A 24087-nucleotide genomic window follows, 5' to 3' on the forward strand; every position below is an offset into this window, starting at 1 on the left:
CCACCCGGCTCGCCTCTTTTCATTTGGTCACTTCGCGGACGTAGGCCTGGCAGGCCTGCAGTGCGATCAGTCCTCGGTCACCGTCGTCGGTGATGCCGATAACTCGTTGAGCATGCGCTGGGTCAAGTCGGGCGCGAACGGCTCCATGAACCACGCCTCCGGTGCCGGCGGTTTCTCGCATCCCACCGTCACAACCCGTGGCGGCAAAGGCTCCGACGTCGACAAGGACTGACAGCCGTAAGTCAGCAGTAGCCAGCCTGTCACGCAGGCGAGCTTGAGTCTGTTGTGCATCGTTCATCTCCTTCCAATGTGTTTTGCCCTGCTCCTGCAGGCGATCTTCCAGGTCTTTGCGCTGACTTTTCTGTTCAGCCAACTGCTCCAGGGCTGCAACTGCAGCTTCCTCACGCTCACGACCGTAAGCCCGATCTTTGGCCGCCAACTGCTGGACATAACCTGCAGCCTGTTCAGCCAACTGCTTTCCGTAATCACTAGCCTGCCACACCCAAGCCCCACGCCCGCCGACATAGAGCCCGACCGCCACCGCCAGAAGTGCGATACGCCAATTCAACGGCATTACTGCAGCACCTCAAGCGCACGCTTGTAGAGCGCCTGGCGATCCTTCAAGCCATTCAGGCCACCATTGATACGACGGGTGATCAGCTCGAACACCGAGTCATCGGCCTGCAGCACCTTGTCAGCGAGGCTATTGAGCCCCGCCCGTTGCCAGTACCAGCCGGCCGACAGCGACGCGTAGACCGGCTGCTCGAGCAGGTCGGGAGTGTTGAGCAAGCGGCTGTCACCGAACAGCGCTTCGCTGCAGGCCTCGTAGTTGTCACGGCCGGTGATCTGGATAAGCCCGCGGCCACGGTACCGCTGACCATCACCGTCAGCCTCCGGGGTATTGCCGAGACGCTGCGCCAGACGCCCAGTATCGTACTTGGCCAGGTAGGCATCGTTACCGAGCTCTCGCACATACAGCAGCTGGCCCGACTCATGGCCAACTTGCGCAAGGAACGCAGCCATACGCCGAGGTGTGATGATCGAGTACTTACCCATTGTTGCGTTGAGGCCGGGAACAAAAACGCCGGCTTTTCGGCCGGCGTTGGGGAGGATCTGTTGCAGCTGATGTACAGAGATAGCCATTTAAGTCTCCAGTGATGGTCTGTTTGTCTGTGCGGTTAAAGCTGCACGACTTCGAGAGGTGTTGAGGTTTTCTTGTTCTTGCCAGCAGCCTTGGCCTTGCCCTTCTTGCCGCCATTGCATTCAACGGTGGTCGACCACCCGGACTGGGTGAATACCTGCTCCAGGGAATCCACCAGGTACTCGCCATCAAAGCCATCCTTGAAGCCTTGGGCGTTGATCTGGCGTTCTGCGAACAGGTCGACACGGCCCGGCATTTCCAGGCGCACCCCCGCGGTCGAGCGATTGAACGCCGCCAGGCGCGCCTTGGCGGCCTGCTCGGCAGCGGTCTTGTTCGGGTGTATATGGCGGTCCGTATGCACCGGCGGCAGGCCGTCCGGGGCGTCGTCGTTTTTCAGTTCGATAACGTCCAGGGTGCCGGTCTTTGCATTGTGGTGGGTGGCCTTGACGCTCTTGTGGGTCGAGCGGTCCCCGAGGCGGAACGAGTAGCGGCTAACGTCCGAGCGGCGAATGGTGACCGCCGGCAACGTTTTACCGCTGGCAGTGACACCCGCCTGCCGCTTGAGGACCAGCAGCTTGCCGTTGGCCACCTTGGCGGTACAGTCATGCAACCGGGCAATGCGGGTAATGAAGTTGTAGTCCGACTCGCCCAGCTGGTCCGCTCGCGGCACAACAGTCTGCACATCGCAGGCCGGTACCCAGCCATTGCGGCGAGCCACCGTGGCGACAATCTCGGCCAAGGTCTTGCCCTCGAAACTGCCGTTGCGGGTGGTCTTGCCGCTGCCGCGCATGTCGCTGGCCTTACCTCGGATCACCAGCGTATCCGGCGGTCCGGTCAGCTCAACCTCATCAACCGTATAGCTGTTGATGCGGGTCAGTTGCGCGCCGCCATAGCCTAAAAACACCTCGATCTTGGCGCCCCGCGACGGCAGCGAAACAACCTGGTCCCGGTCATCAATACGCAGCTCGAACTCGTCCGACTCCATGCCGGGCTTGTCGAGTGTGCGCAGCATCAGCAGGCGGTCATTGATCAGGCGCGTGATATCGGTACCGTCAGCGACGATACGAAATTGCGGTTTCATGGATAGCTCCAGTTAGGCGGGATGCTAGTCCCACAGCTGGACGGTCAGCTGGTCAGTTTTAGCCAGTTCGGGAAGGGTGATCAGAACCCCGGCACGGTAGGGCTGAGACTCGACAGCAAGCCCCGGATTGGCGCTCAGCACCGCCTCCACCGTGCCACTCAGGTGCCCGTAGTAGTGGAAACAGATAGCGTCGAGAACATCGCCATCAGACGTTCGACAGATCATCGCCATAGCGTGTGAACTCCAAGGTGAATGCCTGCTTGCGCGGGATTCCGCCCTGCAGGAGCGTAGGTTGTTCTTCCTCGATATCGGTCAGGCACCAATTACCCAGCACCTGGCCGTAACCGGTGGTCAGCCCCAGCGGCTGCAGCTGGCCGCCGATGCTGCGCAAGGTGTCGAGCTGGCCGAGGCCTCCACGGAACGAGGGGAAAATAACCCCCTTGAGCGTCAGGCGCTCATCGCCAATGCCTACCGCCTGCTGCGCAGAGCGTCGGGTCAGGCGCTCCTGAGCAGCCCAGCGGAACGAGGTTTTGCGCCGCAGCTCCTCAAATGCCGCCGTGTCCAGGTTGAAGTAGAACGGCTCCGCCTTGACGCTCTGAGGCTGCAGGATAAGCAGGTGGGGAAACGCCTTAATAGCTTCTTTGGGCGGGTCTTCCTTGGGGCGGATCGAGGCGCTGGAGAACATTTCCGACAGCGAAAAATTGGACAGCATGCCGCTGATACCGCCGGCCTGGTTGTACTTGTCCGCAATGTTGGAAATGGCCTTCTTGGCCCTCTCCGCCTGCTCGCCAAACTCGGCCACTCGCTCCTGCACTTGCGTGACCGCGTTGCTGGCCTGGTTGTAAACGGCCAACACCTTGCCGACCTTGGCTTGAGCCTGAGCGATACCGCCCATGACCCGATTGAGCTGGCCGCCGATCAGCTCCCCCACCACAGGCAGGGTTTCCAGTTCGGAAACCGCGCCTTTCATTTGAGTAACGGCCCCATTCATGGGGCCAATCATGCCGTCCACCGTGCGGCGGCCAGCCTCTCCCGCAGCGGCAAGCGACTTTAAGCTGCCCTGCAGCTGCTCCATGTAAGCCATTGGTTATCCTCCCTACAGGTGCGGTGCGTCGTACAGCTGACGCGCGTTGAGGTCGCGGGTCGCGTCCTCGATCATTTGCATAAAATAAGGCCGCAGCTCATAGGCCAGCGCTTGGCGGTCTGACACATCGCCTTTCACCGTCACCGGCATGTTCAGCTCAAACCGCTGGTCGAGCTTGAGTGATACCGGCTCAGCCTTAGCCGGTGCCGGCTTATCCGCTGCACGCTGGTAGTCGCCCAGCATTTGCCCCGCCTGAGCCAGACCTGGCGCAACGACGCCAGCTGACTGCAGGTTGCCCAGCAAGGCCGCAGAAACGCCGGCCGGCAGCTGCGTGAGGGGCGCACCGGGGAAACGCACCTGGTCGACGGTCAGCGCCGGCACCAGGAGCGGGTCCTTGGATTCGGGCTCCTTCGGGGCGTAGGAAACCGTCGGTGCTGCAGGAGCCGGCACCACTCGCAGCGACTCAGAGTCGTTACGCGTAACGACCGGGTCAGCCGACGGCCGGGTGAGCGGCGCGCCAGGGAACCGCACCTGGTTGACGGCCAGCGCCGGCACCAGGAACGGGTCCTTGGAATTGGGGTCCTTCGGATCGTAGGAAACCGCCGACCCGGCAGGCGCCGGCACCACCCGCAGCGCCTCAGGGTCGTTACGCGTAACAGGCGAATCAGAAGAAACTGGCTCAACCTGCCCATTCCCTTCTCGCCCTTCTGCAGGTTCCCCCTGCTCCGCCGGCGCTGCCGCTGGGTCAGGCTGCACCTTGCTGGCAAACAGACTGCCGACCTTGGCGCCCAGCGCGTCACCGCCCAAGCTCCCAAGGATGCCGCCCACCAGGCCGCCAATGGCCGTGCCGACCACAGGAATGATCGAGCCCAGGGCAGCGCCCGTGGCTGCGCCGGCGATACCTCCGGCCAAACCTCCTACCGCTCCGCCGACACTTTCGGCCTTTTGCTCAGGCGGCTGATCGCTGGCCATAGCGCTACCAACCTGTAGCGCTGCCAACGCAGTGCCCAGCACCGGCACCCCCTTGCCAAGACTGGCCAGGCGTCCAGCGCGCCCCACGAAGCCGCCGACACGCCCCCACCGACTGCGCCGTGGGTTGCGTCGTGCGGTGTCGCCCACGCCGCTCTCAACCGGACCGCTGCCCTTACCGCCGCCTGCCTGGGGATTGGTGACGAACACACGCTGCACCCCGGCAGCACCTGCAGCCCCTTTGGCGACGTTGTACAAGCCTCGGGCCACCCGGATAGCTGCCACGGCCTTGGTGATGGCAAAGCCACCTGCAGCCAGCGCTGTAGCCCCAAGAGCCAACGAAGGTACTTTTTCAGCAATCCAGCCGATGCCGTTGGCCGTCGTCCGCAGTACATCGGCGGCGCCATCTGTCAGCGGCCGCAGACCGTCACCGATGGCACGGAATGCGTCGTCAATCGCGTTGGCGGCTTCTTTCCACTTCTGCGATGACGTTTCGCGGCGCTCGGCCAGGTTCTGGTCGAGAATGCCCGCCGCGTCTGCAGACTTGGTTTTCAGGTCCTCATACAGCGCTTTGTTTTGCATGTAAGCCATGAGCGCGGATTTGACCTGCATATCCGCGAACAGGTCGCCGGTACGCATGGACTCTTCCAGCGCCTGCATCATGCGCTTTGCTTTCTCGGGGTCCGTCTCCTGGTTGATCTTGGCCGCCGCCTCGGCCATGGCTGCGGCCTTTTTGGGGTCGGTCTTCTGGATGTACTGCTGGGCAAGCGCAAAGCTCGACTCCAGTGTCGACATGCCATTCTGTAGCCCGGTGTTGAGCGACTTCTGGTAGTCGATACCGGCGTCCTTGTACGCCTTGACCGTCTCGCTTGAGCCGATCTTTTCCATCCAGTTCTTGAGGTTGTTGGCCGCCTCGTCGGCGCTGCCGGCGGATTTGATCTGCACCTGCAGCATCGAACCCAGCTGGGTGACGGCGTCCATGCCGTAGATACCCTGCTTCGCCATACCGGCCAGCAGCTCAGGGAACCACTTGGCCATGTCGCTGGCCTCGAAACTACCGGCCTGCCCCTGGTAGGCAATGGCCTCCAGTGCCCGCTGCATCTCCTGCGGGTCGGTAATCTTGGCGTTCTGCCCCAGGGCATTGATCATTCGCGCGGTGTCGTTACCGTCCGCGCCCTGACCCACCACAAACTTGGCGGCCACGCTGGAATAACGCGCCGCCTCCTGCAGGTCCATACCGGCACCCACCAGGTTGTTGAGGACACCGGCCACCTCGTTGCGCGCCAGGCCCGTGTCCTTGGCCGTGGTGATGATGCCCCGGTTTAGCTCGACTTCCTCGGCCTTGTTGGCCACCCCTGCCTTGATCGCGATATCACGCACTATCGCCTGATAATCAGCACTGACCTTGGTGGGCACAGCCAAGGCCGCGGTGCCCACCGTGGCCTGCACAACGGTGGACCGCAGGCTGGCTTTGCCCGCCTCGATCTGCTGCAGCCCCTTGGCCTGACGGGCAGCGGTTTGAGCCGTGCGACCCAGCGTGCGGTAGTGATCCTCCAGCCGGCCGACCTCAACGCCTTGTTTTCGCAATGCATCAAGGTTGCGGTCCAGCTGGTTGCGCAAGCCGCGAGCGCTGGCCTCTCCCGCCTCGCTGGCTTTCTTCCACTCATCGCGCAGGCGCATGGTTTCGCCAATGACGCCCTGCAGCACCTTGGCGTCTTCGCCGCGCTTCTTGAGTTTGCCGATGCGGCCCTCAACGTCCTTGAACGCGGCGCCGACCGTCGCGCTGACCACCCCGCCGATCACAAGGCCAATGGAAAACTTGTTGTTGGCCATGGTTTCTCACTCCCACGCAGGCACAGCCCGGCGGCTCACTCAGAGAGCCACCAGACCATGCGCGCGAATGGCATTTGCTCCAGCTCGCTGGCCGAGAACCCCAGTTCTCGCGCCAGGCGCTTGGCAAGCGACTTTTGGAATCCGGGGGTGTTAAACCCCGTCTTGGTGGACCAGGCGAAAGTAGGCCGCGCGCACACGGTTGTAATCGCGGATGGTCAGCGAATGCAGCTCGGCCGGGGTGGTTTCGGTCAGGCGCTGGAACAGCAGCATTTCCAGCTTGCTGTTGTCGTCGCCGGCCTCGGCCTCCACCTCGCGGCTCAGACGGATCGAGGGCGATTGCAGCGTCAGGTGGTCGACCTTCACGCCATCGCGCTCGATAGGCTCCATCAGGCGCACCACCGCATGCTCCAGGGTCAGCTTGAGCCATGCCGGATTCTCGCCGCTGTCATCGCCCAGCAATTCCTTGTAGGCCCGCTGCAGGCGGCGGTAGTCGCGCACCTGCAGGGCCGTCAATTGATCCTCGGTCAGCTCGCACAGCGACCCCAGCATGAGTAATTCGCGCTGCTCGTCGTTGTCCCCGGCCTGATGCGCCACCATGAGGTCTTCGCGCACGGTTGGACAGCGCATGGTCAGCGCTTGGCGCACCTCGCCGTAAACGTCCAGGGGCACGCTCAGGGATACCACGGCGCGACCGCCCTCGATGTTGAGCCAGGAAGGGGTAGTGTTGGTAATGGACATGCTCAGGCTCCTTAAATGGCGAGGTCAGCGCGAACGCTGGCCAGTTGGTCGACACCGTCGATAACGCGGATGCAGTTCACAGGATCGATTTCGTAGATGACGCGGCCGCCGACTTCCAGCTTGTAGTAGCTCACCGCGATGCTGTGCTTCATTTCGGCCTTCTCGCCAACCTTCCAGTCCCCCGGATCGACTTCCTTGAGCGCACCGCGCAAGGTGGCGACCACCGCCTTGGTGGCCCCTCCACGCCCTTTGAAACTGCCCCGGAACACGCAGTTGAAGCCGGACAGGTCAAAGTCACCGAAATACTTGAGGGTTTCCCGGCGCATGCCGTTGGAGGTAAAGCTGGCCTCCAGCTTCTCCAGGCCCATGTCCATCTCAATCGGCGCGTCCATGCCGCCGCCGCGATATTCGTCGGTCTTCATCGTGAGCTTGGGCAAGGTCAGTGACGGCACATCGCCCTGCAGGCTGACACCGCCCACCGAGGCACTCATGTTGAACAGAACTTCTGGAATAACAGCCATTGCGCGCCTCCTTAGGCTACGTCGAGAACTTGGGTGAGGTATTCATCGGTCACCTCGATTTCAAAAATCGGGTTCTCGGCAGGCGGCACATCGGTGAAGCGGATCACCCAGATGATTTTGCCTTGGGCCAGCTGGCTGGCCGTGTTGCGCTCGGCGTCGGCGTAGACCTCGAAGTCGATCACCGCCCCGGCGGCCTTGAGGTCGCGCATGAAGGCCTGCACCGTCTCGGTCACATCCTTGACATAGCTTTTGGTGATCCCGAGGTCGACGGCCCATTTCATGCCGGCACGCACGGCCGCCATCACCATGTCCACGGTGCGCACCCGCGTGACGAATGCCCACTTGCTATCGCTGGACAGCGTGCGGTTGCCCCACAGGCGATAACCGCCGTCGCGAATGATGGTGGTGATATTGGCGTTGTTGAGCAGGTTGGCCCGGCAAGTCGGGTCGTTGTCCAGGTACTCGACCGCCCGCACGGTGCCGGTAATGTTCTTGATTTCCTTGTTGGACGGCGAAGCCCAGAAACCGATGTTGGCATCGGTCTGCGCGAACAGGCCGGCCGCCACTGGCGACGCCGCCAGGTCCTCGTCGCCGTTACTGGTAACGCTCCACTTTTTGACGCCGGGGTCGACCATGTACAGCCGCTTGCTGCCAAACCCGGTGGCATAGGCAATGGCCGCCTCGTCAGTAGTACCCGGCCCGTCGATCAGGCCCAAGGCTTCCAGCTTGTCTGCCAAGGTATCCATGGCGGTGGCCACCGCCTTGGTGGCCGAGTGCTTGGGAGCCAACAACAGCCGTGGGTGCTGGTTGAACAGGCTTTTGGCATCGAGCAAGGCCTGCAGGCCGCTGCGCTTGCCATCGGCCGCCACACCGCCAATCACGGCGCTGGTGATGCTGGCCGGCGTGCCGGCAGACGTAACACCCACGGCGATGATCACGGCCTTGGCTTGGTCGAAAATCTGCAGGCAGGCCTTGGTCAGCGGCGAGTTAGGTCCGAACGCCGCTTTGGCCTCTCGGTCGCTAACGACCATCACCGGCGTATTGGGCTCAGCCAAGCCCACCCCAGGGGTGTAAATGTCGACAATGCCGATCACCGACGACGAGGGCACGCTGATGGTGCGCCCCCCCAAATTGACCAGCGAGGTCGTCACGCCATGAAAAAAGTTAGCCATAAATGCTCCCTATAGAAACGAAAAAACCGCCAGTGGGCGGTCGTGTTGAACAGCGTGAAATGTATTGAGCGCTAGCCCGCTCGGAAGCCGATGGCGAACCAGTACAGGCTGAAATCCTGCTGTGAACCCGCCCATTCACCAATCATGATGTTGAAGCTTTCCCCCGTGGTTTTGCCCGCCATGATGGCCGGCGTCAGGGTTGCCGCCGGCACCCCCGGATTGCTGTTGTGGTAGATCACCGGAATGACAATGAACGGCGCGGCCGAGAATCCACCCGAGTGGAACCAGATTTGGTACTCATAAAACTGGGTGGGCAAATCCCCTATCCCCACGCGCCCCCACTGGGCCATAAAACCGTTGTCCGTGTCCCAATAGAAGCCGTTAGGCGCTCCCGAGAACTGCGAACGAATCGCCGCATTCAGCGCCTGTCGCGCATCTGCGGCTGTGCCGCCACCGGTACCGCCCCGGACAATAGGCAGGATGCCGCTATTGATCTTGCCCGCGTTCAGGCCTGCCAGAGACAGGGCAATCGACAGATTCTGCGAGCCGTCAAACACCCCCTGCCCGGTTGCGTCACCGGTGAAACTCAACGTACGCCCCGTCTGCAGCTTGGTCGCGGTACCGGCGTTGCCAGTGGTCGGCCGGCTCAGGGTGCCGGTGGTGATCTTGGTCGCGTCCAGACTGGGGATATCCGCAGCCGTCAGCGCCGCGCCCTCCAGCACCAAGCCCTTGGCGCTGACCCGCACCTTGGAATAGGTACCGGCCTGCACACCGGTGCTGCCCAGGCTGAGGGTAATGGCCACATCCTTGGCGCCGTCAAATTGAGCCTGCCCGCCCACATCACCGTCAAAGGTGAACAGGCGCGGTGTCTGCAGCTTGGTCGCACTGCCGGCGTTGCCGGTGGTCGGCCGGCTCAGGGTGCCGGTGGTGATCTTGGTCGCGTCCAGGCTGGGAATATCAGCGGCTGTCAGCTCCGCCCCCTCCAGTACCAGACCCTTGGCGCTGACCCGCACCTTGGAATAGGTCCCAGCCTGCACCCCCGAGTTGGCCAGGGTGACATTGATCGCCGCGTCACCGGCGCCGTTAAACTTGGCCGCACCGGTGGCATCACCCTTGAGCGAAATGGTGCGCTCGGTGGCCAGTGCGCGGGCCGTAGCGGCCTCGCCCTGGCTGATGGCCTCCTGCACCACCGCCAGGGTGGCCGTTACCGTGTTGGGGTCCTGCAGAATCTGCACATTGGCGGTGCTGCTCACCTGTATCAGCAGGCGGATCACCTGGGTGCGGCCGCTGCCCTGCTCCTGCAGCGGCTTGAAGGTCGCCGGGTAGCTGGCCACCGCAATCAGCACGCCGGTGTCGTCGTACAGGCCGACCTCGCGCACCCACCAGCCGCCGACCTCCGGCTGCAGGATGCCCTCGGCCACGATAACCGGCCTGCCGCTCTCCACCGAGAGGCGGTTGAGGTTGACCCGGAACACCTCATGAATCAGCTTTTTCTGCAGCTTGGAGGGTAGCGGCGTACTGCCGTTGCCATCCCCTACCGCCATGCGGGTGATCTTGAGGGTGGTCTTGGTGGCGATGGCTTTCGCCAGCGCAGCCGCGCCCGCGTCAGTCAGCATGGCGACGTAAATCGCGTCTGTATCTGCCATTGGTTCGCTCTTGAAGTAAGGGGCCTGCCCTCGCGGCAGGCCGTGAAGCGCTAAGCGGGCACAGGCCCGCCGTAGATGTTGGCCCCGACGCCCAAGGTCCGGTACTGGATGTACAGGCCCAGGCCGCGCAGGATTTCCCCGGCCCAGAAGCCAAAGAACATGCCGTTATCGGTACCCAGGCGCGGGTCGGGGGTCCAACTGCCGTTCATGGCATGACCAGGAATGGGCGTTACCGTGTAGTTCGCCTGCAGCTCGTCCATGCACGCCTCGATCAGCACATCCAGGTCAGCCACCTGACTGCCGGCCATCGCCGCCAGGCAGGCGCCGGCCAGCCACAGCCCGGTCATGTGCCCGGTGAAGTCATCCTCCACCGGTTTGGGCACGCTGTTGGTCGGGAAGTCGGTCGGCAAGATGCCCTTGGAGTCCTTGACGAACTGCACCAGCCAGCGCAGCCAGTTCTCGGCGTAGGCGACCAGCTTGGGCGGCACGGGCTTGCCCCGGTGCACCAGCTCGTACCACGCCCTGCAGGCGCCCATCATCGCCCTGGGCTGGTAGCCGGCCCAGGCGTTGCCATCGCCCCAGTGATACTGGGTCCAGGTGTCGGCCGGGCCGTAGCGGTAGTTGTCCCAGCGGTTCCAGATGTACGCCGCCGCACCAGGTCCGAGGACACCGAATTTCTGCTGGTACCACTGCTGGGAGTCGTACAGGAAATCAACCATGTTCCCCAGCTCGACGCTGTAAGTGTCAGGGTCCAGGCAGAAGATCAGCGGGTATTGATAACCGGGATAGGGCATGCCGTGCCACGCGCCAATCTGCTCGGTGCCGTCCGAGTAGATATTGGAAAACGGAATCACCCCAGGACTGTAGGCCAACGAGTCGTTGCGATAGCCAACCACCGTGCAATCGCCCACCAGGCCGCGAAACGCCTGCTGACCGTTGAGGGTCAGCCGGTACAGCATCGTGTAGCCGTCGACCCCGTCGTACAGGTCGGGCAGCTCGTTGATGCAGTAATACTCAAACGTCAGGTTCGTGTCGGCATCGTTGTCCAACAGAATGTCCATTTCCGCCAGCTCGTCGTAGTTCGGCGCTGACGGGTTCGGCCGGCCGGCCGCGTTGGGCTGGTAGCCTGACAGCGTACCGTCCTGGGGGCGAATCTGCACAGTGGAAAACGCGCCATCCGTGGCCGGCAGCATCCACCACCACCGCCAACCGTCCTTGTCCTGAATACGGACGTTGAAATTGCCGTCCGCCCGGTAGGTGATGCTTTTGAGCGGCGCCTTTTTGCTCGGCTGCAGGTAATTGCCGATCACATACCAGCCGCCATTACCGCCGCCCGGGAAGAACGAGCGCACCACGTTGCCCGCCCGACCGGGAAAGATCACCGGCACATGCCGCTCTTGCGACGTAATGTCGGCCGAGTGCACCACCGCGCGCAGGTCCGCCATGATGTATTCGGCCCCATCATCCTTGGCCACCCGGTAGAACTGCGACAGCGGGATATCGTGCTGCAGCACCTGCCAGCTGGAGGTCGACTCCGGCAGCATGTAGCAGTAACGGGTGCCGGTGTTTTCGACTTTCTCCGGGGCAATCGTGACCTCGACCTTGGCTGTCAGAGCGCCGTTTGCCTGGTCGACCCCGCCGAAACTGGTCCGCACCTTGGAGTCTTTGCTAACCCGGAACCACACCGATTGCTGCTCGATGGACACCTGGGCGCCCATATCGGTCTGCAGCGTGATGTAGCCCTGCGAGTCGCGGCCGTACTCCCGTTTCGCCTCGCTGGGGTAGGCGAACTCGTAGGAAATGCCGTCTGTAAACGGCGTGGCGGCCACCGTGCTCTGCCGGAAAAAGCGGTCGGTCGAGTCGATCAGGGTGTACTCATGGGCCGTGAACAGGCAGGCGTCCATGGCTTTCTTGTAGCGTTCCTCGCCGGTGATACGCCACAGCAGATAACAGGCGTCCATGTACCACAGCTCGCCGTCTGCAGCGTTGCCCATCTGGTTGACGCCGCCCAGCAGGGGCACATGCAGCGGGCGATTGTGCTGCACGGCGTTGCGCGGGATCAGGTAGCCGCCATGCTCGACCGGTTGCCGGGTGGCATAGTTGAACAGGTGGGTACCGTTCAGACTGGTGTCCTTGAGTTGCACCCGGCCGATATCAGCGCCGGTGTGCCCCTCTGACAACACACGGCCGTCATCGGTAATTTTCTGGCCGGTATGGGCAATGATCCAATCCACCTCATACACCGTGCCGTCCTTGTCCCAGTCGGTCGATCCGTCTTCACGCAGCGCACGCACGCCGGCATTGATCGCCCCCCAGGCCAGCGCCCCGTCAAAGGCAAACGTCGCCTTGTCCAGGTATTCGCCCCAGTGCGGCGCACCGTGCGGAATCGACAGGGCGCCATTGGTGAAGGCGAAGGGCACACCCTTGAATCCGCTGTGCGTCGGCTCGACAGGGTCCACCGGCCAGTTGGCCAGCACCGGCTCCTTTGAATTGATGATCCAGTTACAGATACGCCGCTGCGGCGTGTCAGGGATCGGCTGGCCCGCATAGAAATACTGCTCGTAGGCCTCCCAGTGCCATATGGCGGCCTCCAGATAGCGCGGGTCCTGAGTGGCCAGGTAGGCATGGGCATAGCCCAGGATATGCAGCGCCTGGCCCTCGGTGGTGCCGTCGCCGTTGGGCTGGTACTCCATCTGCGAATGGGCGATGAAATGCCGGTTGTTCGAGAGGACGCCCTGATTGTTTTGCACAAAGTGCTGCACCGTCGCATCGACGGTGTCGCCGGTGTTGTTGCGCAGAAAACGGTGATGGCCCTCGATCAGGCTGACGGCATTGGCCAGCGCCGTGCGCTGGCTGACCGGCCGCCGGCTGTTGAGCGGATTAAGAAACATTGAGCCATCCCCCGTCATAGAACCCGGACCAGCGCACCCCGTCCCACAGGAACGTCAGCAGGTCGGCCGAGCCCTTTTCAAACGACAGCACCGGCGGACGGTTGGCCGGCCAGCGGACGTTGCTCGGGAATGTCACCCGGTTCGCTCCGGTGCCCTGCTGCAGGCGCACCGAGAACGACCAGGTGTAGCCCGGTGGCACTGCCGAGTTGGTGAAGGTCAGCGCGCACTGCGGCTGGTCTAGCGTCACATCGAAAAAGGACACCCCGGCGGTATAGGCCACATCCAGCGCCAAAGCGCTGCCAGCAGCGGTAATGGCCTTGCGGCGCGGCAGCAGCAACCCGCCGGTCAGGTCGGTGATCATTTTGGCCAGCGCCAGGTAGGTCGGAGACGGCCCCGAAGCCGTCTCGACCGTGGCGTCAGCAGGCCCATGCACAATGTCATGGGCCGTCTTTGCGGCGGCTTCCATCAGGGCGATGGCGGCCGCCTGGCGGTCGGATAGTTCGCTCATGGCTTTTCCAGTAGTTCAGGCATTCGGTGGTTGGCGAAGTAATGCAGGTCATTGGCCAGCATCATCAGCTCCAAGTCAGCAAAGGCCTCGGCCTGCAGTTCGGCCGACAGAATCTCGGTTTCGTCACCCGAGGACACGGCCGCGCCGAGGTAGAACTGGCCGTTGGGGCTGTAGGTGATGCTCAAACCGACCAGGTGCCGGCTAACCGGCTTGGTCGACAGAATCATGCGCTCCAGCTCGGCAATCCCACGGTCACTGAGGCCGGTATTCAGTAGCGCCAGGCTCAGGCTGAAAGTGCCGGGCGGCCCCATGGGGGTGAGGTCAAACCACTCGACAATGTCGATAATGTCGGCAAACGGCGAAATGACCTGCCGCAGCGAGGCGATGGTGCCTTTGCGCTGGTGGACCTCGAACGAGTCGCGCACCGTCTTGCGTTTGATTTCCTCGGACCATGCCGGGTCCCAGCGGTCCACGCTGCGCTCAATCGCCAGCCACGGCAGCATATCGGTCGGGCAGGTTTCTGGCCGCTTCATCGAGCGCAGCACGTTGGCCAGGTCGGCCGGCTCCAGCCCCACCTGCGCCAGGGCATCCTCCAGCGCGGTGCGGTTGATCGGCAGCAGGCTGGTGTCACTCATCGGTACCGCCCATCACGACGCTGGAGCCGATGCAGTTGGATGCCTGGTGGTCCTCGATCACATAGTCTGCCGCCGGCTTGACCAGCTCCACCCGCTGCACGCGTGACACATGCAGCGCGGCATGGATGGCCGAGCGGCGAATGTCCCGGCCCAGTCGGCGCTGCGCGTTGATGTAGGTATCCAAGGAAATCTTGGCCTGCGCCAGGGCCAGCTCGTTCTCGGCACCCGGAAACATGTACAGCACCGCCTCGATCTCGTAGTCGACCAGCTCGGCCGACTTCACCAGTACCCGGTCGCCCACCGGCCGGATATTCTCAGGCGTCAGCGCCTGAGCAACCTTGTTGAGCAAGTCCTGGGTAGCCACCCCGCCATTCACCCGGCTAAGGACGCTGACCAGCACGGTGGCCGGCGACGGGCTGCTGGCCTTCACATCGGCCACCCTCCCATCAGCGGATCGGGCGTGAAACTCATACGCGCCGGCCGGCCCGGCCACCGCCATGCCCTCGAAGGCCAGCAAGGTGCGCTCGGCCAAAGATTCGTCGCTTTCCAGCTGCTCGGCCACCGGCGGTACCGCGCTCAGGTCCTCCGCCACGATCACCAGGCGCTTGACGTTGTAGTTGGCGGCCAGCTGATCGAGGTCGGCGCCCTGGGCGAAGGCAATGAACTGCGACTTGGCCGCATCGTTGATACGGGCGCGGGTCATCACCTTTTCATAGGCCGCACGCTCCAGCAGCTTGACCACCGGATCCGATAGCAACTCGGCGTTCCAGTTGTTGCCCATCAGGGCGCGAAAGCCCGTCAGGCCTTCCTGATAGAACGTCTCAAAGTCCAGTTCCTCGATCACCGTAGGCGCCGGCAGGCTGGCCAGGTCGATGGTGCTCATATGCTTACCTCAAGGTTCACGCTGTCCTCGGAATAGGTGCCCGTGATGCGAAAGCCGATCTGGCCACCCACCGCAGAAACCACCTGCACGCTCTGCAGAACCAGGCGCGGCTCCCAGCGCTGCAGTGCCCGCGCCGCCTCGGCCTGCACCGCGCTTTTCCAGCCTGCGTTAACTGGCTGGTCGACAAACCGGCGCAGCTTGCTGCCGTACTCCGGCCGCATCAGCCGTGACCCTACCGGGGTGGTCAGAATGTCCACGATGGACTGCCGCAAGTGATCGACCCCGGACAGCACGGCGCCGGTGTGGCGGTCCATTCCGATCATCGGGGGTTACTCCTGCACGCGCTGGAAATCCGGATGCTCATCGAAGGTGGCCAGCGCCTCGTCGTCCGAGGCCGGCACGCGCACCTCGAAATTGACTACATCGAACTGGGCGCCGCTGGGGGTGAAAATGGAGCGGGAGCGGAACGCCGCGTCTCGGTACAGCACTTGAGGGGTTTCGTCGGTCACAGGTGCCTCCTGGGCTGCGACAGCGTCCTTTTTAGGCGCCATGGTTTCCTCCAGACATGAAAAAGCCCGCGCGCGGCGGGCTGGTAGTTATCAGGGCTGCGGCGCATGAGCGCACGCCCGCTGTGAGTCAGTGCTTGTGGTTGGCGGTGTTGCCGGCCGTGTCGATGATTCGGGCGTCACCGTAGATATCGCCCGTTACGCGTAACGCGCCCTGAATCAGCATCGGTCCAATGAAGCGCAGCATGGGCGCCATCGCTTCAATGGCCGACTCCGTTACGGTAACGACCGACCCGCCCACCTTGATATCCACCTGGCCGGCCGGCAGCTCGATGCTGTAGCGCTTGGCCTGCCAGTCATAGGTCAGTGAACCGCCGTCCTCGAACAGCCAGCGCTGGACATGGTCGCGGTCATCCGGCGCCGGCGCAGGGCCGCTGTACAGCCCCGGCAGGAATGTGCCCTGGCTTACATCACCGCTGGTACTGATCAACACCCCCTGCTCATGCATGCCAGGGGCAAGCCAGTGCCGCGCACCAGGAGCGGCCCCCAAGCTATGCCAGCGCACCCAGGCGCTGGTCCATTCGCCATCCGAAACCCGGCACACCGGCGGATCGGCGGCGAGGTCAAGCGCGACGACCCGGCATTTGCGAATCATGCCGGCGATCATTCGGTCATGCTCAGCCAGCGGGTAGCTCATCCGTAATCCTCCCAATCTCGACATAACCTTGGGAAAGCGGTCCCCCATCTGCAGTAGTGCCTGCAGCGGCCGGGCCGAGCTCAGTGGGCCACGGCCACTCCTCTTCCCCGAGATAGATGACTTGAGTCCACTCGACGACCCAGACCGCGAAGGTATCCAGCTCAGGACGGCTCCAGTCACGCTCTGCACGGACAAAGTCAGCAAAGCCGATAGGGAGCCCCCACGATTGCCCACGAAGTAGAACCGCAAGCTGCGCGGCAACAAAGGCAGCAACGTGAAGGCAGTTTTTCTCCTCTACCGGAACAATTGCACGGGCCTCAAAACGCGCCTCCACGGCGGTCTCGCCAGTCCCCGGATCCATGTCTGCACGCTCGAATCCGGCCAGCTCCAGTACAACGGCAGGAGGTGGAACTACCTCAATCCCGTCAGGCATGGTACCGACGTACGCCAGCCCTGGAATGGCGTCTTTGATATGTTGCTCGATAGCGGCATATAGCTGCTCGAGTGGTATCGGTTCATCACCCATTGCCCAATCTCCGTAGATACTTCAACAGCTCGAAGTTCAGCTCCTGCTCCATCACCACAAGCAACCGCTGATGCGCCTTTCTCGTCCATGACTCGAAATGCGGCCTCACCTCTTCCAGCGAGATCTTTGCCTTAGCTAATGGAAATCGGCTGCCGTTCTCACCGACCCATCCTGAACTCGCACCGCCTCTAGCAGAGACTTGGCTGGTGGGATAATCATCAGCGTTGAAGTGCTTACTGGCAGTACGGATCCAGATATCCGGCTTACTGCCATACACTGTCCGGAAAAAAGCACCCTGGTACGAACGTCCGGCTACGGACACACCTGAGCGGGATTGCCGAGGGCGGCCCGCTCGACTGGCTTCAATGGGATTCAAACCGAACCACAGCTTGCCTTGGCCATTGCTGGCCACTGGGAAAGCTCTCAAACGCTGACGGACCGCCGTAACCGCGATTCGCTCTTGTTGGCTCACCGATCTGGCAATGTGCGTGCGCAACCAACGAATGGTCTTATTGATTGCCCGTCTTTCAGCCGCCTTGATAGCTTTCGGCATCAAAGCGGCGAACTGTGCGAAGTTTGAAGCCTGCTGCGCGTTCGCCTGGAGTGTAATGAGACCTGAACTAGACGACTGTTTCTGGTAACTGCCTACGCTCATACCGATTTCCTCAGCACCAGGGTTACAAGCCCGTCGCCACCAGGCTCAATTCGGGCGATGGTGAAATTCCCACCACCGTCCTCGGGCGGCAGATCGATCATCACGCTCTGCCGCGTATCGACACCCGCGGTGTCACCAACGCGGATGACCAGGTGCGGCTCACGCAGGCCGGTATTAATCTGGCCGAGCTTGGGCTGCAGCCACGGCGCCGAGAACATCCCGAGAACCTCGCGACCTTCGATATGCGCAAGATCGCCGAGGACATCGAACACCACCTCGTCCAGATCATCGATCAGGTCGCGGAAGGCCATGATCAAGCGGTCAGGCGGATGACTGCACGGGGACGCGTGCAGATGTGCAACGGGTTGGACTGAGCTTCACCCGCAACACCCTTACCGAAGGGCATCTCCTCCAGCTTGCTGTAATACGGCAGGCCTTCGGTGTTGACGGTTTCCATGTAGTCTGCCGGCGCATAGACCGACAGGAACAGTTCAGAAACCCCCTCTGGCACCAAGCGCGCTTCATCGTCAGGAACGAATGGAACACCCGCTACCTTGCCCCGGTAACGCTCCCAGCTGATACCACCGAACTCGAACGTTTCACGCCCGTCGCCACGAAGCGCTGCGGCCTGCTGGCTACCCTTGTAGGTATCAACAACCGATGAGTGGGCGATGAGTTTCTTCCAGAAGGTCTTGCCGCAGAAAGCGCGGGCGCCGGTGGTGGTCACGTTGCCGAGCGCATCTTCTTGCATGTCCAAGGCGTCCACGCACTGCACCTGAATGTTGGCGTTCGGGTCATTCAGCCCCATCGACTGCTTCTGCTGCGACACCCCGAAAACCTTGTAGATGTCCAGCAGCACTGAAGAGCCGTCTGCGTCGAGCACCTTGCCGTTGATGGCCCCCATCCGATGAAACTCGTGAGTGGCATCCAGCTGGCGTTTCGCCTTGGCCAGACGCTTGTTAACCACATCCTGTACGGCCTGCAGCTCCGTCAGCGTACCGAACGCGCGAATACCCTGGATCTCGTCCGCCTTGATCGCAAAGCGCTGCGGCAGGTGAACGGTATTGAACGGGATCAGCGTGCGCTTGCTACCACCCACCACCAGGCCAGAGGTGCCGCGCTCTCCTGCCGGCACCAGAGCGAGCGTGTCACCGTCTTTCTCGATCTGCACGGTAAGGGTCGCGACACCCTCCTCCTGGAACAGGCCAAGAGCCGCAAGGCGTCCTGGTACGTACTCCTGCTCGTTGATAGCAGCGGTCAGGGCTGCAACGCCGAAAGCGTCGTCTTGGAAAATGGCAATCTCAGCCATGAGGTACTCCAAAAAGTAAGAACCCCGCTCAGGGCGGGGTTAGGATGAAAGAGAGTCGGGTCAGCGCAGGATGATGAAATGCGCTGCCAATGCCTGTTCCGCATCAGCGTCGATGCCGGTCAGCAGGGCCTCACTGACCTCGGCCAGCCGCACCACCGCGCGGCCACGCCGAACGGTTTCGGACTCGCCGAGAGAGGCATAGAGAATGCACACGGCTTTTTCGCTGCCGTCTTCTGCAGCGGGGTCGTAGGCTGTGAATTCGCCACTGGCCGTTACCAGACCAAGCAGTTGGCCAGCGACCAGACCAGGACCAGCAGCGACGTTGATGGCTTCGCGGGAAATCTTTCCTGCTCCCTCGGAAAGCAGGAACTCACCGGCATGCACCGGCTCCTGGCGGATGTTACTCATGGTCGTGCTCCTTTATTGGCGGCCTGCCGGCGGGCAGCCCAGATGCTGGATGGATTGGGTAACTGCGCTTTGACTTTCTCTGGTTCGTCATCGGCCGGCGGCAGGCTGTTGTCGATCTCAAAACCCTTGCCGGAGCTGACCAGCTTCTCGAATAGCCGCGCCCGCACCGCATCAGGCTCCAAGCCGGCCTGCACAAATTCAACGGTTAGCTCTGGCAGCCGAGCGGCTACGCAGAGATCACGGACACCCTTGGCACGCGTCAAGGCAGCCTGCACAGTGGCCTTGTCGGCCAGTTTGGTGGAGGCAATCAAGGGCTCGACCAGGTTGCTGATTCCCGCCTTGGAGCAATACTGGGCGATCATCAAAGCCAGCGCAGTAGAGTCGCCTGGGTCATCGGCTGGCAGGTCAGGGGGTGTTGCCGGCTGGCCACCCGCTGCCTCCGGCTGGTCGGCCAATTGATCCAGCAGCGCCTTGGGCGTCTGGCGGTAGCGCTGCATCGCCGCGCCCTGGCCAAGGCACGCCTTGACCTCGACGCCGCTGCCCACGTCGTCAGCCAGACCCAGCGCGAGGGCTTCCTGGGCAGTCAACCAGGTTTCATCATTGACCATACGGCGCAGCTCAGCATCGGCGATGCCCGGCGCCTTGGCCTTGTAAGCCGCGATGATTGCCTCGAAGGTCTGGTCGAGGACGTCAGCAACCCGGCGCAAGTCCTCGGCATCACCGCTGGTCCAGGTCCACGGGTTGTGCACCATCAGCATCGCATTCGAAGCCATCACCAGACGGTGGGCGCCGCACGCAGCGACGCTCCCTGCGCTGGCCGCCAGAGCATCAACACGCGCGGTACAACGCTCACCCAGCCGATTCAGCGCGTTGTGAATGGCCAAGCCGTCGAACAGATCGCCGCCGATGGTGTTGAACGCCACAACCACCGGGGAAACACCATCATCGATCGCTTTCAGGTCCTGAATGAAATCGTTCGCGGTGATGCCCCAGCCCCCGATCTCACCGTAGATGTAGATCTCTATGGGAGTGGTATCGGCCTTAGCATCGCCCTGCCCCTCAGCCGCCGCGCTGATCTTGTACCAATGCTGGTCTTCGATCTGCTGCCCCGAGGGCGCCTTGTTAAAGATGCGAAACGGCATCAGCTTTTTCATATCTTCCCCTTGTCGCCGGACTCATCAGGGTCATCCTCGACGGCCGGCAAGCTGCTGTAGTTGATGCCCAAAGCCTTCGCCCGGGCGATATCGGCGGCGTTCTCTTCGTCGACCACCTCCGCATCCGTACCGTTACGCAGGCACACCTCACTGCGCGATGCGAAGCCCGCGGCGATCTCCATGCTGCGTGACTGAACATCCTGTACCGGGTGGATGTAGGCCCAGCCCTGCGGTACCCAACGGGTACGCTGGTACTCGCGGCGACGCTGCGCGTAGTCCGGCAGGTCTAGCGCCCCGGCAAGCACGGCCATGTCCAACCAAGCTTTGCGCACCGGCCGACACAATTGATGGACGTACACCTGGAACTGGAGCTGCTCCAACCGACGACGGAACTCGGTCAGTACGACGCGGATCGCGCGGTCATTCACGCCTTGCATGTCGCCGGTCATGAGTTCGTACGGCAGCCCCGAGCCGGCGGCAGCGGCCATCAGCTGCTGCCGTATGAAGTCTGGGTAATTGTTGCCGGCGTCCGGCGGGTCTGAGAACTCGACCTGCTCACCAGGCAACAGCTCCTGCATCGTGCCGGGTTCCAGCCCTACCATTGGGGTGAAGCCGTCCCGGTCGTACCTGACAGGCGCCCCGGTGAGCGGGTCGAGTTGCGGCGGGCCGTCCGGGGTTGGCTTGCGAACGAAGCCGGCAAACAGGTTGGCAACCTCTTGGCGGAACAACACCGCGTCGTCGAAGTTATCCAGGCTACGCAGACGCTTCAGAACCGGCGCCAAGCGCGGTACGCCGCGCAGTTGCCCGGGTTCCAAGGGCTCAAACACATGCAGCATCTGCTCAGCCGGGATCCGCACCAGCTGGTTGTAGCCGACATTGAGAGAGGACTTGTCGCTGGGATGGTTGCGGTAGCACCAATACGCCACGCGCCGGCCCAAGGCGTTGAACTCGATGCCTGCCCGAATGACATTGCCGAAACGGGTAATCTCGAACTTGTCATGGGGGACAAACTCTGGCGATAGGCACTGCAGCTGCAGCGGTACCGCGTAGCCGTCCTCCAGCCGGCGCGGACGCAGACGAATGAAGCACTCGCCCGACTGCTCTACCGTGCGGGCTACCAGCGCCTGCAGGCCATAGAAGTCGGTGAGCTGATCGGCATCAGCCTCATCAACCCAGTCCTCCCACAGCTCTTGCATCACCTTGCGGACCGCCTTGTCGAGCAGCCGAGGGTGCGGCGTGATGCCGGTACCGATCAGGTTGCTGACGCGCTTGTCGATGACATTGGCAGCATAAGGGTCATTGCGCACCGCGCTGCGGGAGCGGGAGCGCAGGTTACGCAAGGCAGGCATAATCAAGCTGTTCACGCCAGTGTCAGGCGCATCCCATCCTGATGAGCGCCGTCCCTCGGCGGCGCCCTCGTAGCTGGCCTTGATCCGCTCGGGCACCAAAATGCCTGAACGACCGAGGGACAGGTAGCGTCCGCTCACAGCCCCTTGCCCCCGTGGTAGATACGGGTCACCCGCGAGCGGGGGCCTGCGGCAGCGGTCAATTCAGTGCGGATAAGGTCACGAGCCTTGATCAGCTCGTCGACCGTCCGGTATTCAACGGTGCGGTCGGTATACCGGACGGTCTTTTCACCACGCGCAATCGCCCGCTCGACAGCGTCGAGGTGTGCCTTTGTGTATGCCATGTCAGCGTCTCTTGAGATAGCCGCTGCTGGAGCTGCGGCGTTGCATGGGTTGGGGTGCGGCTCGTGGAGCCGGCAGTGGTGGCGGATCGTTTCGCTTGACCGGAGCAGGTACAGGAGCCGGCGAATCGATCTCGTCGCCCTGGTCGTCGTCCGGCTCGCTGACCTGGGGCCGGGCTGGCTCCGGTTCGCTTTGCTCGAACAAGTTGGCCTGCGCGAGCGCCTGCCGCAGCTTGTCCCAGTCCTGTTCGCCGTAGCGGTGAAGGCCAAGGAAGTTGGCCATGGCCAGGTTGTAAACCATCAGGTCGAGCGCCTCGTTGCGGTCGGCCTTGCCCTTGACCCACTCAATCCGCTTATAGCCCTTCACGTAGCGAGCGACCTTTCGCTCGGCCACGCACTGCTGGAAAAACTCGTCGGGCAAGTCCTTGGCGAAGTGCAACGCACCAGGACCTTTCTCAAAGCTGTAACGGTTGTAGATCCAATCCTTGGCCGTATCGGTACCGACGATCCAAAGCTCCGCACCATTGCGCTCGGTTTGGCCTTTCCAAGTGACATCCACCTGCGACGGCCGCTGGGCGATTACGGGCCGCCCCGGCTTGCTTGCGCCCTTAAGCGCGAACACGTTGCGCCAACGGCGGACACGGGTGAACTGGTAGACCTCGTGGGTGTGGTGACCGCCGGAGTCAATGCCGGTAGCCAGGATGCCGAGGTTCACGCCGCAGGGATGCCGGTACCGGACTTTCAACCGCTCGTCCAGCAGGGACCAAGTGCGCTCGTCGGCCGGGTCGCCGGGGATCACCTGGTGATCGACCACCCAGCGCTCCATACCAATCCCCCAAGCCATCACCATCAGCTCCAGGCGATTGGCCTGGACATCGACGGAGGCCGTTAAGGCAAGCGCCCCCACGGGCAAGGTTCCAAGAACGTAGTCCTCTTGAATCGCACGGGCCTGAAGCACCTCGGCCTTGGTTTGCTCGACTGCACTGTCCCAGACCTCTGCCAAACGGGTGTTGTAGAACACCTGCATCGGCTCCAAGTCGCCGCGATCCTGGGCGCGCTTTGCCCCCTCGAACTCGCGGGCCAGCATGGTCCAAGAATGCCAACCAAGAGGCGCATAGAGCGCATTAAGGTGGAAGCTCACTGTCTCGCCGTCTCCCTGGGCATGGGCTCGCCACTCACCCTTGGCCAACATCTCTGCCTTGTGATGCTCATCAATCAGCACATCACACTCAGTTCCTTCGCACTGGTAATGCACCGTGCTGAAGTCTGCCGAGTAAAGCAGGCGCTCCCACTTCAAGATCTGCATATGCCCACAGGTGGGACATGGCACGTAGTAGTGCCGCTGATCCCCCATCATGAAGAGGTCATCGATCCGCGAGGCCCCCTTGATGAGCGGGGAACTGGAGAAATAGAACTTTGCGTTACGGCCGAAGGTACTGCCGCGCGCTTCGGCCAGCTTGATGCCATCGCCCTCTTGGTCTACGTCAACGTCCCAGCGGTCAACCTCATCGCCGTAGATGTACCGCGCCGACAGCTCAGACAGGTTCGCCGCCGAGCCAGCGGTGGTGGCGTACAACGTGCCACCCTCGAACTCTTTGGTGTCCATGGTGTTGCGGGCATCCCTGGAGCGGTTAGCTGCCACGCGCGCCTTGAGTTCGGGCGTTGCGTCGATTGTCTTGCCGATACGGGACGACACGCGCTTGGCCAGCCCCAGGCTGGGCAGCAGTGTCAGGATGTTGGATGGGGCCATGTGAATCAGGGCGCCTATCCAGTTTAGGGCGATCTGCGTTTTCATCAGTTGCGAGGCGACCTTGGTCACCACCCGTTTGCACGGGTGCGCGGGAGAAAGGCAGCGCATTGGTTCACGTGCGTAGGGTGTGCGCGCGGTGCGGTATTTGCCGGGTTCGGCGGCGCCGGTGTCACGCGGGATCCGCATGTACTCGTCCGCCCATTCATCAACCCACAGTTCGGGGTCAGGCGTCAGCCCTCGGCAATACGCTTCGCGGTACACCTCGGCACCGTCTGCGTATCCGGTGGGCATAG

26 protein-coding genes are annotated in these 24087 nt (G+C 62.6%); all 26 read right to left on the reverse strand.

Annotated elements, in window-relative coordinates:
* Positions 1 to 19 precede the first annotated feature (19 nt).
* A complete protein-coding gene (locus tag RR51_RS10495; RefSeq protein WP_039613449.1) occupies positions 20 to 574 on the reverse strand; it encodes a lysis system i-spanin subunit Rz in 555 nt (184 codons plus the stop codon).
* Positions 574 to 1143 carry a glycoside hydrolase family 19 protein gene (locus RR51_RS10500; protein WP_039613450.1) on the reverse strand — a complete coding sequence of 190 codons (570 nt, stop codon included), beginning with the start codon at positions 1141 to 1143 and terminating at the stop codon, positions 574 to 576. Before RR51_RS10500 ends, RR51_RS10495 begins: the two co-directional genes overlap by 1 nt.
* Positions 1144 to 1178: 35 nt before the next feature.
* Entirely contained in the window at positions 1179 to 2222 is a 1044-nt protein-coding gene (locus RR51_RS10505; protein WP_039613451.1) for a phage late control D family protein, read from the reverse strand.
* Positions 2223 to 2246: 24 nt separating this feature from the next.
* Positions 2247 to 2453: a tail protein X gene (locus RR51_RS10510; protein WP_039613452.1), complete on the reverse strand. Its 207-nt coding sequence runs from the start codon at positions 2451 to 2453 to the stop codon at positions 2247 to 2249.
* On the reverse strand, positions 2428 to 3306 hold the full coding sequence (locus RR51_RS10515; RefSeq protein ID WP_039613453.1) for a phage tail protein: 879 nt from the start codon (positions 3304 to 3306) through the stop codon (positions 2428 to 2430). The genes RR51_RS10510 and RR51_RS10515 overlap by 26 nt, the downstream gene beginning before the upstream one ends.
* 12 nt (positions 3307 to 3318) lie before the next feature.
* The gene (locus tag RR51_RS10520) at positions 3319 to 6108 is read right to left on the reverse strand and encodes a phage tail tape measure protein (protein WP_039613454.1); all 2790 of its coding nucleotides are present in this window, start codon (positions 6106 to 6108) and stop codon (positions 3319 to 3321) included.
* A gap of 150 nt (positions 6109 to 6258) precedes the next feature.
* Positions 6259 to 6846 (reverse strand): phage tail assembly protein, encoded by a 588-nt coding sequence (locus RR51_RS29105; RefSeq protein WP_052261045.1) that lies wholly within the window; start codon positions 6844 to 6846, stop codon positions 6259 to 6261.
* 11 nt (positions 6847 to 6857) lie between these two features.
* Complete coding sequence (locus tag RR51_RS10535) at positions 6858 to 7367, reverse strand: phage major tail tube protein (RefSeq protein WP_039613455.1); 510 nt, start codon at positions 7365 to 7367, stop codon at positions 6858 to 6860.
* A gap of 11 nt (positions 7368 to 7378) precedes the next feature.
* Positions 7379 to 8539, reverse strand: a complete 1161-nt coding sequence (locus RR51_RS10540; RefSeq protein ID WP_039613456.1) for a phage tail sheath subtilisin-like domain-containing protein — start codon at positions 8537 to 8539, stop codon at positions 7379 to 7381.
* A gap of 71 nt (positions 8540 to 8610) precedes the next feature.
* Positions 8611 to 10185 (reverse strand): phage tail protein, encoded by a 1575-nt coding sequence (locus RR51_RS28510; protein ID WP_052261046.1) that lies wholly within the window; start codon positions 10183 to 10185, stop codon positions 8611 to 8613.
* A 50-nt stretch (positions 10186 to 10235) separates the two neighbouring features.
* Positions 10236 to 13076, reverse strand: coding sequence for a hypothetical protein (locus RR51_RS10550; protein ID WP_039613457.1), 2841 nt, complete (start codon positions 13074 to 13076; stop codon positions 10236 to 10238).
* The gene (locus RR51_RS10555; RefSeq protein WP_039613458.1) at positions 13066 to 13584 is read right to left on the reverse strand and encodes a hypothetical protein; all 519 of its coding nucleotides are present in this window, start codon (positions 13582 to 13584) and stop codon (positions 13066 to 13068) included. Before RR51_RS10555 ends, RR51_RS10550 begins: the two co-directional genes overlap by 11 nt.
* Complete coding sequence (locus tag RR51_RS10560) at positions 13581 to 14219, reverse strand: phage tail protein I (protein ID WP_039613459.1); 639 nt, start codon at positions 14217 to 14219, stop codon at positions 13581 to 13583. Before RR51_RS10560 ends, RR51_RS10555 begins: the two co-directional genes overlap by 4 nt.
* Positions 14212 to 15102, reverse strand: coding sequence for a baseplate assembly protein (locus tag RR51_RS10565; RefSeq protein ID WP_039613460.1), 891 nt, complete (start codon positions 15100 to 15102; stop codon positions 14212 to 14214). Before RR51_RS10565 ends, RR51_RS10560 begins: the two co-directional genes overlap by 8 nt.
* A complete protein-coding gene (locus RR51_RS10570; RefSeq protein WP_020192057.1) occupies positions 15099 to 15425 on the reverse strand; it encodes a GPW/gp25 family protein in 327 nt (108 codons plus the stop codon). The genes RR51_RS10565 and RR51_RS10570 overlap by 4 nt, the downstream gene beginning before the upstream one ends.
* Before the next feature lie 6 nt (positions 15426 to 15431).
* On the reverse strand, positions 15432 to 15653 hold the full coding sequence (locus tag RR51_RS10575; RefSeq protein WP_152619876.1) for a hypothetical protein: 222 nt from the start codon (positions 15651 to 15653) through the stop codon (positions 15432 to 15434).
* Between the two features lie 85 nt (positions 15654 to 15738).
* The gene (locus RR51_RS10580; protein ID WP_039613462.1) at positions 15739 to 16305 is read right to left on the reverse strand and encodes a phage baseplate assembly protein V; all 567 of its coding nucleotides are present in this window, start codon (positions 16303 to 16305) and stop codon (positions 15739 to 15741) included.
* A complete protein-coding gene (locus RR51_RS10585; protein WP_039613463.1) occupies positions 16286 to 16831 on the reverse strand; it encodes a hypothetical protein in 546 nt (181 codons plus the stop codon). The genes RR51_RS10580 and RR51_RS10585 overlap by 20 nt, the downstream gene beginning before the upstream one ends.
* The gene (locus RR51_RS10590; protein ID WP_039613464.1) at positions 16824 to 17486 is read right to left on the reverse strand and encodes a hypothetical protein; all 663 of its coding nucleotides are present in this window, start codon (positions 17484 to 17486) and stop codon (positions 16824 to 16826) included. Before RR51_RS10590 ends, RR51_RS10585 begins: the two co-directional genes overlap by 8 nt.
* Positions 17483 to 17797, reverse strand: a complete 315-nt coding sequence (locus RR51_RS10595; RefSeq protein ID WP_039613465.1) for a head-tail joining protein — start codon at positions 17795 to 17797, stop codon at positions 17483 to 17485. Before RR51_RS10595 ends, RR51_RS10590 begins: the two co-directional genes overlap by 4 nt.
* Before the next feature lie 2 nt (positions 17798 to 17799).
* Positions 17800 to 18795: a major capsid protein gene (locus tag RR51_RS10600; protein ID WP_039613466.1), complete on the reverse strand. Its 996-nt coding sequence runs from the start codon at positions 18793 to 18795 to the stop codon at positions 17800 to 17802.
* Between the two features lie 60 nt (positions 18796 to 18855).
* Positions 18856 to 19203 carry a head decoration protein gene (locus RR51_RS10605; RefSeq protein ID WP_039613467.1) on the reverse strand — a complete coding sequence of 116 codons (348 nt, stop codon included), beginning with the start codon at positions 19201 to 19203 and terminating at the stop codon, positions 18856 to 18858.
* Entirely contained in the window at positions 19200 to 20357 is a 1158-nt protein-coding gene (locus tag RR51_RS10610) for a head maturation protease, ClpP-related (RefSeq protein ID WP_039613468.1), read from the reverse strand. The genes RR51_RS10605 and RR51_RS10610 overlap by 4 nt, the downstream gene beginning before the upstream one ends.
* Positions 20354 to 21844, reverse strand: coding sequence for a phage portal protein (locus RR51_RS10615; RefSeq protein WP_039613469.1), 1491 nt, complete (start codon positions 21842 to 21844; stop codon positions 20354 to 20356). The genes RR51_RS10610 and RR51_RS10615 overlap by 4 nt, the downstream gene beginning before the upstream one ends.
* Positions 21841 to 22047: a phage head-tail joining protein gene (locus tag RR51_RS10620; RefSeq protein WP_039613470.1), complete on the reverse strand. Its 207-nt coding sequence runs from the start codon at positions 22045 to 22047 to the stop codon at positions 21841 to 21843. Before RR51_RS10620 ends, RR51_RS10615 begins: the two co-directional genes overlap by 4 nt.
* Before the next feature lies 1 nt (position 22048).
* The gene (locus RR51_RS10625; protein WP_039613471.1) at positions 22049 to 24085 is read right to left on the reverse strand and encodes a phage terminase large subunit family protein; all 2037 of its coding nucleotides are present in this window, start codon (positions 24083 to 24085) and stop codon (positions 22049 to 22051) included.
* Positions 24086 to 24087: the final 2 nt, after the last annotated feature.

The organism is Pseudomonas sp. C5pp (assembly GCF_000814065.1).
Lineage (GTDB): Bacteria > Pseudomonadota > Gammaproteobacteria > Pseudomonadales > Pseudomonadaceae > Aquipseudomonas > Aquipseudomonas asiatica.

Excerpts from the sequence above, each read along its gene's own strand:
- RR51_RS10495 (WP_039613449.1), bottom strand. The coding sequence starts at position 574 with ATGCCGTTGAATTGGCGTATCGCACTTCTGGCGGTGGCGGTCGGGCTC.
- RR51_RS10500 (WP_039613450.1), bottom strand. The coding sequence starts at position 1,143 with ATGGCTATCTCTGTACATCAGCTGCAACAGATCCTCCCCAACGCCGGC.
- RR51_RS10505 (WP_039613451.1), bottom strand. The coding sequence starts at position 2,222 with ATGAAACCGCAATTTCGTATCGTCGCTGACGGTACCGATATCACGCGC.
- RR51_RS10510 (WP_039613452.1), bottom strand. The coding sequence starts at position 2,453 with ATGGCGATGATCTGTCGAACGTCTGATGGCGATGTTCTCGACGCTATC.
- RR51_RS10515 (WP_039613453.1), bottom strand. The coding sequence starts at position 3,306 with ATGGCTTACATGGAGCAGCTGCAGGGCAGCTTAAAGTCGCTTGCCGCT.
- RR51_RS10520 (WP_039613454.1), bottom strand. The coding sequence starts at position 6,108 with ATGGCCAACAACAAGTTTTCCATTGGCCTTGTGATCGGCGGGGTGGTC.
- RR51_RS29105 (WP_052261045.1), bottom strand. The coding sequence starts at position 6,846 with ATGTCCATTACCAACACTACCCCTTCCTGGCTCAACATCGAGGGCGGT.
- RR51_RS10535 (WP_039613455.1), bottom strand. The coding sequence starts at position 7,367 with ATGGCTGTTATTCCAGAAGTTCTGTTCAACATGAGTGCCTCGGTGGGC.
- RR51_RS10540 (WP_039613456.1), bottom strand. The coding sequence starts at position 8,539 with ATGGCTAACTTTTTTCATGGCGTGACGACCTCGCTGGTCAATTTGGGG.
- RR51_RS28510 (WP_052261046.1), bottom strand. The coding sequence starts at position 10,185 with ATGGCAGATACAGACGCGATTTACGTCGCCATGCTGACTGACGCGGGC.
- RR51_RS10550 (WP_039613457.1), bottom strand. The coding sequence starts at position 13,076 with ATGTTTCTTAATCCGCTCAACAGCCGGCGGCCGGTCAGCCAGCGCACG.
- RR51_RS10555 (WP_039613458.1), bottom strand. The coding sequence starts at position 13,584 with ATGAGCGAACTATCCGACCGCCAGGCGGCCGCCATCGCCCTGATGGAA.
- RR51_RS10560 (WP_039613459.1), bottom strand. The coding sequence starts at position 14,219 with ATGAGTGACACCAGCCTGCTGCCGATCAACCGCACCGCGCTGGAGGAT.
- RR51_RS10565 (WP_039613460.1), bottom strand. The coding sequence starts at position 15,102 with ATGAGCACCATCGACCTGGCCAGCCTGCCGGCGCCTACGGTGATCGAG.
- RR51_RS10570 (WP_020192057.1), bottom strand. The coding sequence starts at position 15,425 with ATGATCGGAATGGACCGCCACACCGGCGCCGTGCTGTCCGGGGTCGAT.
- RR51_RS10575 (WP_152619876.1), bottom strand. The coding sequence starts at position 15,653 with ATGGCGCCTAAAAAGGACGCTGTCGCAGCCCAGGAGGCACCTGTGACC.
- RR51_RS10580 (WP_039613462.1), bottom strand. The coding sequence starts at position 16,305 with ATGAGCTACCCGCTGGCTGAGCATGACCGAATGATCGCCGGCATGATT.
- RR51_RS10585 (WP_039613463.1), bottom strand. The coding sequence starts at position 16,831 with ATGGGTGATGAACCGATACCACTCGAGCAGCTATATGCCGCTATCGAG.
- RR51_RS10590 (WP_039613464.1), bottom strand. The coding sequence starts at position 17,486 with ATGAGCGTAGGCAGTTACCAGAAACAGTCGTCTAGTTCAGGTCTCATT.
- RR51_RS10595 (WP_039613465.1), bottom strand. The coding sequence starts at position 17,797 with ATGGCCTTCCGCGACCTGATCGATGATCTGGACGAGGTGGTGTTCGAT.
- RR51_RS10600 (WP_039613466.1), bottom strand. The coding sequence starts at position 18,795 with ATGGCTGAGATTGCCATTTTCCAAGACGACGCTTTCGGCGTTGCAGCC.
- RR51_RS10605 (WP_039613467.1), bottom strand. The coding sequence starts at position 19,203 with ATGAGTAACATCCGCCAGGAGCCGGTGCATGCCGGTGAGTTCCTGCTT.
- RR51_RS10610 (WP_039613468.1), bottom strand. The coding sequence starts at position 20,357 with ATGAAAAAGCTGATGCCGTTTCGCATCTTTAACAAGGCGCCCTCGGGG.
- RR51_RS10620 (WP_039613470.1), bottom strand. The coding sequence starts at position 22,047 with ATGGCATACACAAAGGCACACCTCGACGCTGTCGAGCGGGCGATTGCG.
- RR51_RS10625 (WP_039613471.1), bottom strand. The coding sequence starts at position 24,085 with ATGCCCACCGGATACGCAGACGGTGCCGAGGTGTACCGCGAAGCGTAT.